At 40.9% G+C, this 15,495-nt stretch carries 10 protein-coding genes; 7 read left to right on the top strand and 3 right to left on the bottom strand.

The window, feature by feature from the left end:
- The first annotated feature begins 59 nt into the window (after nt 1-59).
- From AN944_RS00810 to AN944_RS00785, 6 genes are all read left to right on the top strand, one after another.
- The gene (locus tag AN944_RS00810; RefSeq protein WP_055022672.1) at nt 60-1,679 is read left to right on the top strand and encodes a methyl-accepting chemotaxis protein; all 1,620 of its coding nucleotides are present in this window, start codon (nt 60-62) and stop codon (nt 1,677-1,679) included.
- A gap of 440 nt (nt 1,680-2,119) precedes the next feature.
- Nucleotides 2,120-5,797: an ATP-binding protein gene (locus AN944_RS00805; protein ID WP_055022671.1), complete on the top strand. Its 3,678-nt coding sequence runs from the start codon at nt 2,120-2,122 to the stop codon at nt 5,795-5,797.
- Nucleotides 5,797-6,486: a hypothetical protein gene (locus AN944_RS00800; protein ID WP_225442170.1), complete on the top strand. Its 690-nt coding sequence runs from the start codon at nt 5,797-5,799 to the stop codon at nt 6,484-6,486. The genes AN944_RS00805 and AN944_RS00800 overlap by 1 nt, the downstream gene beginning before the upstream one ends.
- The gene (locus tag AN944_RS00795) at nt 6,483-7,703 is read left to right on the top strand and encodes a hypothetical protein (RefSeq protein ID WP_055022670.1); all 1,221 of its coding nucleotides are present in this window, start codon (nt 6,483-6,485) and stop codon (nt 7,701-7,703) included. The genes AN944_RS00800 and AN944_RS00795 overlap by 4 nt, the downstream gene beginning before the upstream one ends.
- A 592-nt stretch (nt 7,704-8,295) precedes the next feature.
- Complete coding sequence (locus tag AN944_RS00790) at nt 8,296-9,540, top strand: dicarboxylate/amino acid:cation symporter (protein ID WP_055022669.1); 1,245 nt, start codon at nt 8,296-8,298, stop codon at nt 9,538-9,540.
- A gap of 130 nt (nt 9,541-9,670) precedes the next feature.
- On the top strand, nt 9,671-10,426 hold the full coding sequence (locus AN944_RS00785) for a thioredoxin family protein (protein ID WP_055022668.1): 756 nt from the start codon (nt 9,671-9,673) through the stop codon (nt 10,424-10,426).
- 86 nt (nt 10,427-10,512) lie between these two features.
- On the opposite strand, the gene AN944_RS00780 is transcribed toward AN944_RS00785, so the two are convergent.
- A complete protein-coding gene (locus tag AN944_RS00780) occupies nt 10,513-11,505 on the bottom strand; it encodes a class 1 fructose-bisphosphatase (protein WP_055022667.1) in 993 nt (330 codons plus the stop codon).
- A gap of 234 nt (nt 11,506-11,739) precedes the next feature.
- On the opposite strand from AN944_RS00780, the gene AN944_RS00775 reads away from it, so the two are divergent.
- Nucleotides 11,740-14,010 (top strand): S9 family peptidase, encoded by a 2,271-nt coding sequence (locus tag AN944_RS00775; protein ID WP_082419828.1) that lies wholly within the window; start codon nt 11,740-11,742, stop codon nt 14,008-14,010.
- A 51-nt stretch (nt 14,011-14,061) separates the two neighbouring features.
- Here the strand turns inward: AN944_RS00775 and AN944_RS21595 are convergent, their stop codons facing one another.
- Nucleotides 14,062-14,205: a hypothetical protein gene (locus tag AN944_RS21595; RefSeq protein WP_160319065.1), complete on the bottom strand. Its 144-nt coding sequence runs from the start codon at nt 14,203-14,205 to the stop codon at nt 14,062-14,064.
- 48 nt (nt 14,206-14,253) lie between these two features.
- Nucleotides 14,254-14,970: a two-component system response regulator ArcA gene (arcA, locus tag AN944_RS00770; RefSeq protein ID WP_055022666.1), complete on the bottom strand. Its 717-nt coding sequence runs from the start codon at nt 14,968-14,970 to the stop codon at nt 14,254-14,256.
- Between the last annotated feature and the right edge of the window lie 525 nt (nt 14,971-15,495).

Raw genomic sequence — 15,495 nt, 5'->3', positions numbered from 1 at the left:
TTATTTATACGTGTTTTATTAAGGCAAATATCCTTTTACGAGTGCTTTGGGGGCAACAAATGAATTGGTTTAGCAACATGTCAATCTTCAAGAAAGTCGGCTTGATTTTCGTACTTTCTGTCATCATCTTTGCCGTCAATTTAACGATCAGTATTATTTCGATTAATAAGAACAACGATGCAATGACGTTCATGCAAGACAAAGTCTCGCAGCGTGTTGAGCTTGCCAATCAAAATGTTATTTATGTTCAAAGGCTTGATGAACTTTATACTCAAGCGGTGTCATTCTCTGATGAAGACTTGATTGATAACGCCAATAAAACATACCAATCTCTGCAAAAAAACATTAATAGCCTTATTAGTCTCGACAGTGAACAGTCGAGTAATTTGTCATTACTTAATAAAGAACTAAATCAATATAATGAAGTGACCTTTGACCTTGCAAAAGGCATGGTTGATAACACGATTGACATGAGCAAAGTCGGCCAGATTATTGCTTCTAAAACCCAAGTTTATGACAAATTAATGGTAGGTATTCAGCAATATAAAGCGGACAAAGTTACCGAGTTTAATTATACGATTCAAGAGTCGGTTAGCCATTCAGAAACCGGTTTAATGCTGACGTTATCTATTGGTTTGTCTTTACTATTATTAATGGCTATTGCAACTATCTCTATTGCCAAATCGTTAAGTAGCTCTGCGGGTAATTTAGCTAACTCGCTTGGTGAGTTAGCCGATGGTAAAGGTGATTTACGTCATCAACTTGATGTCACAGGGCGCGATGAACTAGGCCAAGTCTCGACCAATTTTAACCGTTTTTTACGTTTACTTGCCGATGCGATTCAGCAAGTGGTAAGCGTTACAGCGCCATTACTACAAAGCGCTGAGTCATTAAAAGAGCGAATGGGTATTGCGACTCAAGCAACAGAAAAGCAAAGTCTAGATGCCAAAACAGTGCAGCACTCAATGGAAGAAATGGGTTTGTCTGTTAATGAAATTTCTCAAAGCGCCCAACAGGCAGCAGAAGCGGCTGATAGTGCAGAGCGTGAAGCCACAAACGGCCTAGCTGTGGTGGCAAGTACGATTAATATTTCTCAAGAGCTTAATGCAGAAATTGAAATCGCTTCAGAGTCGATTAATGAATTAGCCAAAGACACTGAAAGTGTAAATTCAATTCTCAATGTCATTACCTCCATTGCAGAACAAACAAACTTATTGGCGCTTAATGCCGCGATTGAAGCTGCACGAGCGGGTGAGCAAGGCCGAGGTTTTGCGGTTGTAGCGGATGAAGTTCGGGCTTTAGCCTCTAAAACTGCAGATGCCACTAAAGAAATTCGTGAAGTTCTGTCTCGTTTAAAAGGCGCGGCAGAATCATCAGTTACAACGATGGATGTTGCTATTGGTAAAGCGTCTGATAATGAAAAACATGCCCGTGAAACCGGTGATGTTTTAAAGTCTATTCAAGAACAGATTGTGAATATCAATACCATGAATACACACATAGCAGCGGCAACAGAGCAGCAATCTGCAGTAGCAGCGCAAGTTAGCCATAACGTTGTTGAAATGAATGCTTCATTTGTTCAAACATTAGAGATTTTAGCCGAAGTACAAGATGTGTCTGATGGGTTGTTAGATTTCTCTGACGAGCTGAATAATGCCACCTCTCAGTTTAAGCTTTAATGTGCTTTCTAAGTTTATGTCTGAGGTATGTGACTTAGCCTTATGCCTTAAGGGTGTTTCTTAGCCTTTTTCACTGGATATGTTCAAACTTTAACTAAACATTGGCACATTAAATTAATGAAAAAACCACCTCTTAGGTGGTTTTTTTGTGGCTGTAGTTAGCGGTTTTTCGGTTGCTGCTTTTACTTGGTAGTGAGTTAACACCTTAAAACGCCAAAACCTGCTCACAATTGTATGCTGATTAAGCAAATTATACTTCAACTGCTGCTTTGTTAAGCGCTGTTTTGAGTTATGTTAGCGTATCATTTAGGCCAATTTAATCAGCGAAATTGCTTCACGCATCGCTTTGATTTAACTTATTAGCATAAGAAAATTGCTCACAACAATAACCGTGATAAAACGAGTTTTTGCTTTCGCAGATAGTGCGTAAAAGGATCCCAATGCCAAGCTTGATCAGAATCGTATTAATCAATACCCATTTACCGGGTGTCGTTGAATTACAACTTGATGGACATACCAATATTTGTGGTACCAATGCATCAGGTAAAACGACATTACAACGACTGGTACCTGTATTTTATGGTGAGTACCCAAGTCGGGTCGTTCCGTCGACTAGGGATAGCTTTGAGCGTTGGTATTTGCCTCATGATTCAAGCTACATCATTTACGAATATCAAAAGAGCGATGGCAAGCTATACCAAGCGATTATGGCTTCTGCTGGTGATGGTAAAGGGGTTAATTACCGGTTTATTGCCAAAGGCTTTGAGTTAGATGATTACGTAAAATCACGTAATGGCGACACCATTATTTGTCATACCATGGTTGAACTTGGTCGTGAAATGAAGCGTGCCCAAGTGACTCACACTCATTTGCTAAATACCCGAGAGTATCGAGCCATTATTCAACATGATCGTAGCTTACTCACCACAGGCGGCAATAAAGGCGAGCTGCGCACTTATGGGCATCAATTCTCCTTATGTGATAGCGAATACTCACTACGTCATATTGAAAAACTCGCTAAAGCGGTGCATTCCAAAGAAGGAAAAATGGAAACCGTTAAGTCGATGGTGGCGGCGATTTTAGAAGAAGATGGCGTTAATCCACCGACTTCTCGTTTAAACCCTCAACGGGTTGAGAGTTGGATCCGTGAAAGCCAGTTAGTACAAGGTTTTGAACAAATTCGCCCTGAATTTGAAAAACTAGAGCAAGAGTTTAACCAATTACTGAGCGCTGAATTACGACTTGGCAGCCTTGCCAAAGGTTATCGCGCAGATGAAACCTTTGAGGCAGAAAGACAAGAGTTAAGTCAAAACGAGTCTAAAGATGCCAGCTTACAACTACGCATGTTAGATGAAGAGTGGAAAGAAGCAAGGGACGAAATAAGCCAAGAGTTATCATTTGCACAAGGTGATACTCGCAAGTATGAGGCTGAGCTTGATGCAATTGAGGATCAATATGAAGGTTTCTTAAATGCCAATATTGAACAAGCCAAAGCCGATTTAGACAGTTTAGATAATTGGCGTAGTGATTTAGAAAATCTAACAGAGCGTCATAAACTGCAAACTGAAAAGCATCAAGATATTGAAGCAGCTTACAGTAGTCGACGTAGCAAGATAGCAGAGCAGCTTCATCGTGAGCTTGAAACGCTCCATGAAGAACAAGATGAACTGCGTGAAAACCGTGATGCTCAGCGTGAGGCCGCTTCAGAAGATTTAGCTAATCTTGAAAATGTTTGGCGCGAAAAAACTGATGCGGGTAAAGCGACATTTGCGGAACAAGAATATCAGCTTAAATTGACTCGTGGTGAACTTAGCCACCAAGTTGACGGTGTGACGTACACTGAAGAAGAAAAAACCACGTTAGCCATTTTTGATGAGCGCATTAGCCGTGCAGATGAAGAACAAGAAATCTGTAATCAAAAGGTCGATCGCTTATCCATAGACGAACGTAAATTACGTGCTAAACGCGATCAAGTGAGTGAAGCGCTGCGGATTGCTAGTGTCAGAGTGAATGAACGTTTAGCTGATGTTGATGATGTTAAAGGGATATTATTTCCGCAGTCACACACGTTACTTGAGTTTTTACGTAAAGAGTCACCAGGTTGGGAGCAAAGCTTTGGTAAAGTGATAGCACCTGAGTTGCTTCATCGCACCGACTTACATCCTAATGTGGCAGGCAGTAGCGATGACGCGCTATTTGGAATTGGGCTTGATTTAAAGGCGATAGATGTCCCTGATTATGCTGCGTCCGAGCAAGATTTACGCTTGCGGTTAACCAAAGCAGAAGAGGCTTTATCTCAAGCTGAAGAGCTAAAGGCTGAACATGAAGATCAGCTTGTTATGATTAATGATGAGTTAGATAACCTCAGTAAAGAACTGACTTTTGCACGAACGGCGTATAAAAATAGCCGTGAAGATGTCAGACGTTTATTTGATGAAAAACGTAGCACTCAGACTCAAATTAACCAAGCGTTAGCAGATAGAAAAGCCCATGCAGCCAAACGATTAGTGCAGCTTGATAATGAACTCAAGCAGCAACATAACCAGCATCTAGAGTGGCTAGATGAGCAAAAAGACCAAGCGCTTGAAGCTCGAATGGAAAAAAATGCTTATTGGCAAGATGTTGTCGGAGCATTAGACAATCAGCTCGCACAAATCAAAACCAATATTGAAACCCGTCGCAGCAATGCTAAACAAGAGCAAAAAGCCTGTGATACTTGGTATAAAAATGAGCTTAAATCTCGTGGAGTAGATGAAGCTGCAATTGTGGCGCTTAAAGGGAAAATACGAGAACTAGAAGCGCAAATCAGCCATGCTGAAAAACGTCGCAGTGATGTATTGCGTTACGATCATTGGTATCAAAACGCCTGGCTTGTCAGCAAGCCAAAGTTGCAAACAGACTTATCTAAAGTAAAACAAGCCGTGCTTGAACTCGAGCAACAACTTGCGAATAAAACGGCTGAAGTTAAACAGCGCAAACAGCAGCTAGAGACGGTTAAAAAAGCCTCTGATGCAGCACAAGTTGACGCATCAGAGAACTTAACGAAATTGCGTGCAGTGATGCGTAAACTCGCTGAGCTTAAATTACCTAAAAGCAAAGAAGAAGCTGATGGCAGCATTGGTGAACGTTTAAGACAAGGTGAAGAGTTACTTTTACAACGTGACTATCTTCTAGGTTCAGTGAAGCAATATGTTGAACATTTTGATTCCGTTATTGCCAGTAAATCTGGTTCAAGCCTCGCTGAGTTTTGGGAGCGTGCTCGTGATGAGTCTAGCTTTACCAACGATAAAGGTATTCGATTACTGGATTACCGTAAGTTAGTGCCCCAACTTGAACAATTATTAAATGTGATGGTACCGCAATCACTTATGGCGATTCGTGAACAAGGACGAATTTTTGGTATCGACTTAACCGCTTACTACGATGTATTAGCTGATATCGATAGACGTATTGCTTCACAAAGTGCTCGCATTACCCGTGAAGTCGGTGAAGAGTTATTCCTTGATGGGGTATCTGAATCGGCAGTTAAGATTCGTTCTCGCATTAGTGAGTTAGAGTTCTGGCCTGAACTGGAAGTGTTTGTGAAAGCCTTTAAGCAATGGAAAGCAGATGGTTTCAGTCAATTACCTGATGAGCACTACACATCAAGCATGCGTCGTGCGCTAGATATTATTGGTCGTGCAGCGCTTTCGGGCGGTATTGCCAAGCTATTAGAAATTGAGCTGCGCTTAAAAGAAGGTAACAGCGATTTAGTTATACGTACTGATAGACAGCTTAACGAGTCTTCTAGTCACGGTATGGCGTATCTCATTCTGTGTAAGTTCTTGCTCGCATTTACTCGCTTATTACGTGGTAAAGCGGATGTCACGATTCATTGGCCTATTGATGAGCTGGGTACTCTGCATCATACCAATGTGAAAAAAATCTTTGATGCCTGTGTGAATAACAACATTAGCGTATTAGGGGCTTTCCCGAATCCGGAGTCTGAAGTACTTAATCTGTTTGCTAACCGATACATCATTAATAAACAAACACGCAAATTGCAGGTGGTGAAACCGAAAAGCAATCCACTGGCTGAGCGATTAAGTCAGCGTGCCAATAATAAGGAGGCGATCTAATGTCTGAATCAATGCAATCACCTTTGTCTTCTAAAAGCGTAGCGCCTTCAGAAACCACCTTGGTCGGAACCGGAATGCTTATCGAGCAATTATTGCGTGGTGAGTTTATCTGTCGCACCACAAATGAAGATGGTTGGCGTGCTTTAAAAAGCCCGCATACCTTTGAGAAAATTGAACAGTATTTAAATCAAATTAATCGTACGATTTCTTCGGCAGCTGAAGGAGATGTCTTTTTTTGTGGTTATCAGCAGTTAGGCGAGCAAGAAAAGAAAGTGATTTCTAGCCAATTTAAGGATATTTGCTCAGCGCTGGTGCCATTAGTTGAGTGGCTGGTTTTAGTTCAAGAAAGCAGTGGTCAAGATGCTCCTTTAAGTGAAGGTGCACCGATCCGTTTGACTGAGCTTCAAGCGCGTATTGAAGACACCCCAGCTTTTATGGAGCAATTGGCTAAGCTAAGTCATTATCGATTGTTTGGCTCCACCAGTCACAATGTTGATAATCAAATAAAGCTGGTATTTAAGCGTTTAGTTGAACTAGGTTATTTAGTTAAACCCAACAGTGAAAAGCAAATTTACATTGCCACAGGTAAGCTTGATTATTTATACGAAGTGATCCGCTTTATTGATGAAACAGAAGGATTAAGCCTTGAAGCTCAAGCTGAAACTGCGACACAAAGGGATTTAGTATGAGTAATAATTTACATCAAGCAGGGGTTAAGCTGCTAAAGCAGTTAAGCCGTCATGCTGATGTGGTTATGGATGCCTATTTAGCGGGTTCTGTCAGTGAAACAACACATGACGTTGCTGTGATAGAAAAGCTAAAAAAGAGTGGTATTTTATGGCGACCAGAACCCGATGAGGCCTTACGTCTTAAACGTTCAGTGAGAGCATTACTGGAAGAAGCGTTGAGCGATGAGCGCAATCGTCAGATTGATGCCAATGTTGGCTCAGCGTTTAGTACGATTAAAACGTTAGCCGATCATTATAAAGAAGCACGGCATAATATTGATTATAGTGCTGCTGAGGCTTACTTAGCCGATTTAAGTGAACATGTTTATAGCTTCACCGATAGCCTAAGATATTCTATTAGGGTGTTGTGGAGCCGCATTAATAACGAGTTCGGTTATGTTGGCAGTATTAGTGCAAAAATTCGTGAGAATGAACTTGCACAAAGCCAAGTGTCTGAGTTGCTTAATGGATTGGAAATGTTCCAGTTCAGTGAATTGAGTGACATTGCTGGTGATATTCGAGAGTTAAGACGACTGCTTGTCACTAACTTGCAAGAAACACTGAGCCAATGCACTCAAGAAATTAGCGCTGTTCAAGGGCGATTACTTGAATTGCTAGGTCGGTTTAGGCAAATTCAGGGACGTACTCGTCTGCTTAAAGGCTTTTTGTTACATACTGATCTGCATCCAGATTACCAGCCTGAAAACCACGTCGGTCATAAGCACGTGCCAAACTTATTCAATTGCGCCGACGCAATGATTAAGCCTGCCAGTGTTGACGTTAATAACAGTCAGCACGAACTAGTGTTATTAGATGTAGTATCTAAAGTAAAAGCCATTAGTCGTGACTTATTGCCAACAAAAGTACGTGAGCACAATGTGGCAACGACCATGAGTGATGTAGAAGATTTCGACATCCCTGATAACCCGCTTAAACTGGCTGTGGATCAATACTTTTGTGAAGTCATCGATTCAGGTCTGCGACAGTCAGCGCTAGAGTATCTTCATGCTAATAAGCTCGAATGGGAAGCTGAAAACTGGTTATATCAGGTGATTGGCGGTTATGAAGGTTTACCAGATGAGCATAAGGTTTACTTTGAACTTGAACCGATTGGTGAGCCTGACCCAATCTATAACGGTAACTTTATGATCCATGATGTAGAGCTGTGGCTGGCCTAATCCCGTTATCGGCTCGTTTGATAACATGTTTTTGTATTTAGCGTATGCCTATCGAATGTGTTAGATAGCCTAGAAAGCGATCATTGAATTAAAGCAGTTGACTAACCTCAACTGCTTTTTTGTTTTCATGTATTTCCAAAGAGAAATGTAACTGGAGTCTACCTAGTTGTTACAACTTGACCCCTTTTCGTTTTCTTTGTGTTAACTCATATTTCGATTTGATTTAGCAACATATATTACCCATGTGATGCACTATGGGGTGAAGTCGAAATATTAACCCGTATACTAGTGACTTTAACTTTTCAGTCTTTTAAACACGATATGTTTAGCTGTTAAAGGGATGTGTTTTGGTGAGCAAAACTGGCTTTGACTCTTAAATGATTAATTTTTTAGTGTAAGGCCTTTAAAATCAGCTGGTTAATTATAGTTGTAAATCTGCCGTTTCAATGGGAGTAACAACTTATTGATCTCTAACATTGAAATGTATTGCAACTTGTTTCAGTATCGTGGTCGCTAAAATAATTAAAACAATTTTATTGTCGTTTTTAGGTGTTTGCTTCTGAAGTCGGCTTGAACTAGGAATACAACAATCATGGTTAAATCATTATCAACTCGAATTTTTATCGGGTTATTCTTAGGGGTATTTCTCGGAAGTATCGTCCAATTTGCGCTAAATGATGTAGCGTTCTTTTCTGGGACATTAGTCGACATTGCATCGGGCATCGGAAAGATGTTCGTCAATATGATCATGATGCTTGTTGTGCCTTTAGTGTTTGTGAGTATTGTTTGCGGTGTCTGTGAACTGCAAGATTTAAAAAGCTTTGGCAGGCTTGGTGGTAAAACATTTGGTTTTTATATCATCAATACCCTAGTGGCTATCACAGCAGCATTTGCCGTTGCTATGCTCATAGAGCCTGGTAAAGGGATCGACATGACAAGCAATGTTGATGTGGCCATTACAGCGACTGAATTACCCAACTTAATGACGCTTATCGTGAATATCGTGCCGAATAACCCGTTCTCGGCATTTACTTCGGGCAATATGCTTCAGGTTATCTTTATGGCGCTGCTACTTGGCGGCGTGATTAAATCATTAGGTGAAGTTGCCAAAGGTGCTGTAAAAGGCTTTCAAACTGCAAATATTATTATGATGCGTTTGATTTCTGTTGTGATGAATTTGGCTCCTATTGGTGTGTTTGCGTTGATGTTCAAGTTAGGGGCAACGTTAGAGCCAGAAATATTCTTCAGTGTTGTGCAGTATTTATTACTCATTTTAGGGCTATTGTTGCTGTGGATTTTTGTGGTTTACCCATTCGCAGTCAGCTTCTTCACGCAAGTGACTGCCAAGCAGTTTCGTGAGAAAACCCGCGAGCAAATCTTATTCTCGTTATCAACCGCAAGCTCAAATGCCACGATTCCGGTTACTATGCGAACCTTGACTGATAAGCTTGGTGTTAATCGTGCCGTTGCTGGTTTTGGCGTGCCGCTTGGTGCAACGATGAATATGGGCGGCGTATCGATTTATATTACTATTGCTATATTCTTTGTTGCTAATGCCTTTGGTATGCCAATCAGTGGTGAGCAAATCCCAGCATTATTGTTCAGTGTGTTTTTACTGTCAGTGGGCGCTGGTGGCGTTCCAGGTGGCGGGATGGTAATGATTGGTGTGCTTATCCATCAGATGGGCTTACCTGTTGAAGCCTTTGCGATTGTGGCAGCGCTTGACCGTATCATTGATATGGTACTGACTTCATGTAACGTAGTGGGTGATACCGCGGTATTAACTATCGTTGATCAAACTGAGAAGCCGCATCAATTAGAAGCTGAAAAAGCTTAATGCGATGAGTCGATTCACTATTAAATGAATTAGTTCTTTTAATAAGCTAGATAAGAGGTCTGCATTTGCAGGCCTTTTTTGTATATGCTGATAAGGTAAATCAGTATCACTGACCAAAAGGGAGCGTTAAGTGAGATTAGCAATTGGAATATTATTAATACCATTGATGTTATTGATGGGCTGTCAGTCAACAGAGCACCACGTTGAAGCGTTACCGCAATATACTTTTATCGCACACGATAATGATCTGCAAAGAGTTGAGTTAGCTCAGTCAAAGGCTTTTGAGCAAGGAAAGTTATTGTTAGTTGTGATGGGAGCACAGTGGTGTCATGACAGCAGAGGTCTGGCGGGTAACTTTTCAGACCAAACAATGCAGCCTATTTTAATCTCACGTTTTGAAACCGTATTCGTCGATGTGGCATATTTTGACGATATGCATAGCTTACCGCAAAAGTATGGTTATCCTGCTTACTTTGGCACACCGACTGTAATGGTTATTGATCCAAGAACAGGGCAATTACTTAATGAGGCAAGTTTATCAAAATGGCAAAGTGCTGACAGTGTTTCGTTAGATGAATATATCGATTTTTTCTCAACCATCGGCACTCAGCCTGTTGAATCATTACCAACATCACCGCAACTAGATGAGTTCATTGATGCTAATGTGGCCCACTTAAAACAAGGTTTTGATTATCTACGCCCAATATGGGCTGCGGTGAGAAATGGTAACGCTGGCGATTCAAAAGAGCTTCAAGCGGTTGCGACAGAAGTGTGGCAATTCAGAACGCAGTTGCAAAAAGATATTATAGCAATGAAGCAAGAACTAGCAGCTAACCCGCAAACTGCGCTGGCTTTTCCTGAATATGGTAAATTCAGTTGGGAATAGGGAATCGTTGAGTCAGCGAATCAGTTTGGGTCGATAGCTTAATAAAAAAACCGCCAATTGGCGGTTTTTTTATTAAGTGTGCACGATTATGCAATATCTGGTTCGTTACTATAATCAAGCCCATGATAGCTTAAGCAAGCATCGACTTCGTTAGCACTACCTAAGATAACCGCAACACGCTGATGAATTTCTTCAGGGGCAATATCCAAAATATCACCATAGCCAGTAGATGCCTTACCACCGGCCTGTTCTACTAATAGTGCCATTGGGTTTGCTTCATACATTAAACGTAGCTTGTATGGCTTCTCTGGGTTCTTATTGTCAGTTGGGTACATGAAGATACCGCCACGACATAATACGCGATGAACATCGCCCACCATCGCAGCAATCCAGCGCATGTTAAATGACTTTTCTCGAGGACCAATGTTACCCAGCAATAATTCACTGATGTAAGTTTGCATTGGTGCTTCCCAAAAGCGCTGGTTTGACATATTGATGGCAAATTCTGCAGTGTCTTTACTGATGTTAACCGCTTCATCAGTCAGTAAAAACTCATTGGTATCAGGATTTAGGGTGTATAACTGAGTACCTTGGCCAGTGGTTAATGCCATCATGGTTGATGGTCCATAAAGCACGTAACCTGCAGCAAGTTGCTGATGACCATTTTGTAAAAAGCTGGCTTCTGTTAATTCGCCATCTTGTGCTGGCAAGATTGAAAAAATAGTGCCAACTAGCGAATTGATATCAATGTTTGATGAACCATCTAAGGGATCAAAACACACAAGGAATTCGCCTTGTTTATTGACTTCAACGACATAATCTTCTTCTTCTGATGCGAGTCCACGCACGTTTCCTTCGGCTTTTAACGCATCTTTAAGCATGTCATTAGTGATAACGTCGAGCTTTTTCTGAGTTTCACCTTGAACATTTTCTTGCTCTGTTGCGCCCAAGACGCCAGCAAGTGCGCCGTGGCGAACCGCTTGGCTGATGTCTTTCGAACAGTCAGCTAAGCGCAAAATGAGTTGTGAAAGTGAGTCGGGTACTGCTTGTTTTGTAAGGGTTTGTGTCAAAGTTTGCATGCTTGTTCCTAAGACAGTAGAGGTTAAGGTCGGTAACCAGTGGTTAATGTTTTAATTTATTGGCAACGATAATACCTCAGATTGACGCACAATACAGCGTGAAAAAGTTGAGCAAGTTAGGACGGGATACCGATTTGTTATAAACTCAGGCAAAATAACGAATTCTAGTAGGCATTAGGTTAAATAAATAATTCAAATAATGAAATTTGCCTCGGTTTACAGCAAGGAATAACAATGACAAATAAATGGAAAGCGACATGGTCAGCTGTGTCGGTAATGTTGTTAGCATTGGCTGGCGCACTGGTTTCTTCACAAGCAATAGCGGCGACGAAAATGACAGGAAACTCTACCCCACTCACTATCGAACGTATTCATGCATCACCTGCCTTAGCAGGAGCAAGCCCAAGAGGGTTAAAGCTGTCACCTGATGGCAGTCGAGTAACCTATCTTGCGAGCCGTGAGGATAACCAATATTTGTTTGATTTATGGCAGATGGATATTAAGACATCTAAACGTAGCATATTGCTTAATGCTGATGATTTAGCGTCAGGCGAATTATCGGATGAAGAAAAGGCTCGCCGCGAACGCCAACGTATTTATGGTCAAGGGATCATGGAGTACTTTTGGGCAGAAAACAGTCAATCTTTGCTTATTCCTGCTGCGGGTAAGCTTTATTACTTCACTTTAGCAGACAATAAAACGGTAGAACTGGATACGGGTGAAGGCTTTGTTACTGACGCAAGATTATCGCCAAAAGGAAACTTTGTTTCGTTTGTACGTGAGCAGAATATTTTTGTCCTAGCCCTAGAAACGTCAAAACTCATCCAACTGACTTTTGATGGCAAAGGGCCGATAAAAAATGGTATGGCTGAATTTGTCGCCCAAGAAGAAATGGGGCGCATGACAGGTTACTGGTGGTCACCAGATGAAACTTCCATTGCCTTTACTCGCATTGATGAGTCAGGCGTTGAGCTGGTTACTCGTAATGAGATTTATGCTGATGGAATTAAACTCACCGAGCAGCGTTACCCATATGCGGGAAAAACCAACGTTGAAATAGAGTTAGGCGTTATTACGCTTGCCAAAGAAGGAAAAGAGCAACAAGTTTCATGGATTGACTTAGGCAAAGAAAAAGACATTTACCTGCCAAGAGTGAAATGGTTACCAGATAGTAAGCATCTGTCATTCCAATGGCAGAGTCGCGACCAACAATCACTAGACTTACGGATTGCTGATTTAAGCAGTAACAACAAGACGAAAACCATTGTTGCCGAACGCAGTGAAGCTTGGGTGAATTTAAATGATGATTTACATTTTTTAAAACAACAGAAGTCTTTCATTTGGGCATCAGAACGTGATGGTTTTAACCACCTTTACTTATTCGATTTAAGCGGCAAAGTGCTGCAACAATTAACCCAAGGTGATTGGGTGGTGGATGCGCTTGAACTGGTAGATGAAAGAGCAGGTTGGGTTTACTTCTCTGGTCGAAAAGATAGCGTGGTTGAGCGTCATTTATACCGAGTGCCATTAGCTGGTGGTAAAATTGAGAAGTTATCATCTCGTAGTGGCATGCATTCAGCAGTGTTTGCAGATAATAAGCCTGTGTACTTAGATTATTTTAGTAGCTTAAGTCAGCCACCACAGGTGAGTTTACATGATGAAACGGGTGAACAATTAGCTTGGGTTGAACAAAACGAAGTCACTAAAAGCCATCCTCTATATGACTTTGCTGGTTTGTGGGAAATGCCTGAGTTTGGCGAGCTTAAAGCTGAAGATGGCCAAGCATTACAGTATCGCTTATTTAAGCCTGTACCATTTGATGACAGTAAAAAGTATCCGGTAGTGGTACGTGTTTATGGTGGTCCACATGCGCAATTAGTCGTTAATAGCTGGAGTGAGGCGGATTACTTTACTCAGTATTTACTTCAACAAGGCTTTGCAGTATTTCAGCTTGATAATCGTGGCTCTGCCCATCGCGGCACAAAATTTGAGTATGTAATTTATCAAAATATGGGCGATGCGGAAGTTGAGGATCAAAAAGTCGGGGTTGATTACCTGAGAAGCTTACCGTTTGTTGACGGTGATAATATTGGTATTTATGGCCATAGTTATGGCGGGTACATGGCGCTTATGGCGCAGTTTAAAGCGCCTGATTATTTTAAAGCGGCAATCTCTGGGGCTCCGGTAACGGATTGGCGTTTATATGATACCCATTACACAGAACGTTACATGGGTCACCCAGAAAAAAATAAAAAAGGGTATGATGCAGCGAGCGTTTTACCATATGTGAAAAATTATCAATCAGGTTTGATGATGTATCACGGCATGGCCGATGACAATGTATTGTTTGAAAACAGTACGCGTGTTTATAAGGCATTGCAGGACGAAGGTAAATTATTTCAGATGATGGATTATCCAGGTTCGAAACATTCAATGCGTGGTGAGAAAGTGAGAAATCACCTTTACAAATCATTGGCTGCTTTCTTGGAAAATGAGTTGAAGTAAATGGCTGTAGTGGTACTCATTGCCCTCAATTTGATTGTGGGGGCATTGTGTTTAAAGAATTTGATAGAGTTGCTCAACAATAATCGTCGCCATTAAAGGGATGTTAGGTTTAAGGATAAGCAAGTAAGTGCGAAATGCACTTTGGCGAGATGTCATATGCTGATCATTGTAGAAACGTGACTGATAAAAAGTCATAAAAAAAGCCAAGTCATTGACTTGGCTTTTTTGTATCACTATGTGTGATTAGTCTTCTAAGTTACCGCAAAAACGATAGCCTTCACCATGGATAGTCGCGATGATTTCTGGCGTATCAGGTAAGCTTTCGAAGTGCTTACGAATACGACGGATAGTAACGTCAACAGTACGGTCATGTGGCTTAAGCTCACGGCCAGTCATTTTCATTAACAGATCTGCACGAGTTAAGATTTTGCCTGGGTTTTCAACAAAGTGAAGCATTGCACGGAATTCACTACGTGGTAGCTTGTAAGACTCACCTTGTGGGCTAACTAGAGAACGACTGTTGATTTCTAAGCTCCAACCATTGAAACGGTAGAATTCAACTGAACCTTTCTCTTCTACTTCTGCGCCAGTGCTATTAACACGAGTTAATAAGTTACGAGCACGGATAGTTAATTCGCGTGGGTTAAATGGCTTAGTGATGTAGTCATCAGCGCCAATTTCTAAACCAAGAATTTTGTCAACTTCGTTATCACGACCAGTCAAGAAAATAAGACCGATGTTGTTGATTTCACGAAGTTCACGAGCTAACAATAAACCGTTTTTACCAGGAAGATTGATATCCATAACAACAAGATTAATCTTATTATCCTGCATGGCTGTGTGCATTTCTGCGCCATCGTTTGCTTCAGTTACTACATACCCTTCTGCTTCAAAAATACTGCGCAGAGTATTACGGGTTACAGCTTCATCTTCAACAATAAGAATGTGTGGGTTTTGCATGTTATTTACCTAAATTAAAAACAATTCGATTCTAGTCATGTTGCACTAGGGCGGTGGCACTGCTTATTTATGAAAGTGCCGATAATTTTTCAATTTCACGATAGGTGTTTATCTATGTCTGCCCTGAACAAAACACGCTTCATGACTAACTACATTATATACATTCAGCTTAATACATCATTAAAGTGACATACGTGACATAAATGTGATCATAAAAAATCAATACTTAGATTGTATGCTGAGTATTAATTGACTCACAATCAGTCGAAAGATCTATTAAAACAATGATTCATAAAACTATGAGATTAGATTGCTCGTTAAAGTTCCTTGGCAAACTAATTATTGTTCTATATTTATATCATCTAAAATGTAGAACAAAATGTACAAGCTTGAAAATTTAGTAGCAATTAAACTACTGAAGTATGTAACTGCTTGTATCACTGTTAATAGTTATGTAGCAAAATCTAGCTAGTGATGATTATTGTACTCGTTTTAGGCATTTGTTAACAAATGAAATGTTAACAA

The sequence above is a fragment of the Shewanella sp. P1-14-1 genome (genome assembly GCF_001401775.1).
GTDB classification, from domain to species: domain Bacteria; phylum Pseudomonadota; class Gammaproteobacteria; order Enterobacterales; family Shewanellaceae; genus Shewanella; species Shewanella japonica.
The sequence above is the reverse complement of the archived record's forward strand: the minus strand, read 5'-3'. Positions and strand labels throughout refer to the sequence as shown.

Excerpts from the sequence above, each read along its gene's own strand:
- AN944_RS00790 (WP_055022669.1), top strand. The coding sequence starts at position 8,296 with ATGGTTAAATCATTATCAACTCGAATTTTTATCGGGTTATTCTTAGGG.
- AN944_RS00805 (WP_055022671.1), top strand. The coding sequence starts at position 2,120 with ATGCCAAGCTTGATCAGAATCGTATTAATCAATACCCATTTACCGGGT.
- AN944_RS00795 (WP_055022670.1), top strand. The coding sequence starts at position 6,483 with ATGAGTAATAATTTACATCAAGCAGGGGTTAAGCTGCTAAAGCAGTTA.
- AN944_RS21595 (WP_160319065.1), bottom strand. The coding sequence starts at position 14,205 with ATGACTTTTTATCAGTCACGTTTCTACAATGATCAGCATATGACATCT.
- AN944_RS00775 (WP_082419828.1), top strand. The coding sequence starts at position 11,740 with ATGACAAATAAATGGAAAGCGACATGGTCAGCTGTGTCGGTAATGTTG.
- AN944_RS00800 (WP_225442170.1), top strand. The coding sequence starts at position 5,797 with ATGTCTGAATCAATGCAATCACCTTTGTCTTCTAAAAGCGTAGCGCCT.
- AN944_RS00780 (WP_055022667.1), bottom strand. The coding sequence starts at position 11,505 with ATGCAAACTTTGACACAAACCCTTACAAAACAAGCAGTACCCGACTCA.
- AN944_RS00810 (WP_055022672.1), top strand. The coding sequence starts at position 60 with ATGAATTGGTTTAGCAACATGTCAATCTTCAAGAAAGTCGGCTTGATT.
- arcA (WP_055022666.1), bottom strand. The coding sequence starts at position 14,970 with ATGCAAAACCCACACATTCTTATTGTTGAAGATGAAGCTGTAACCCGT.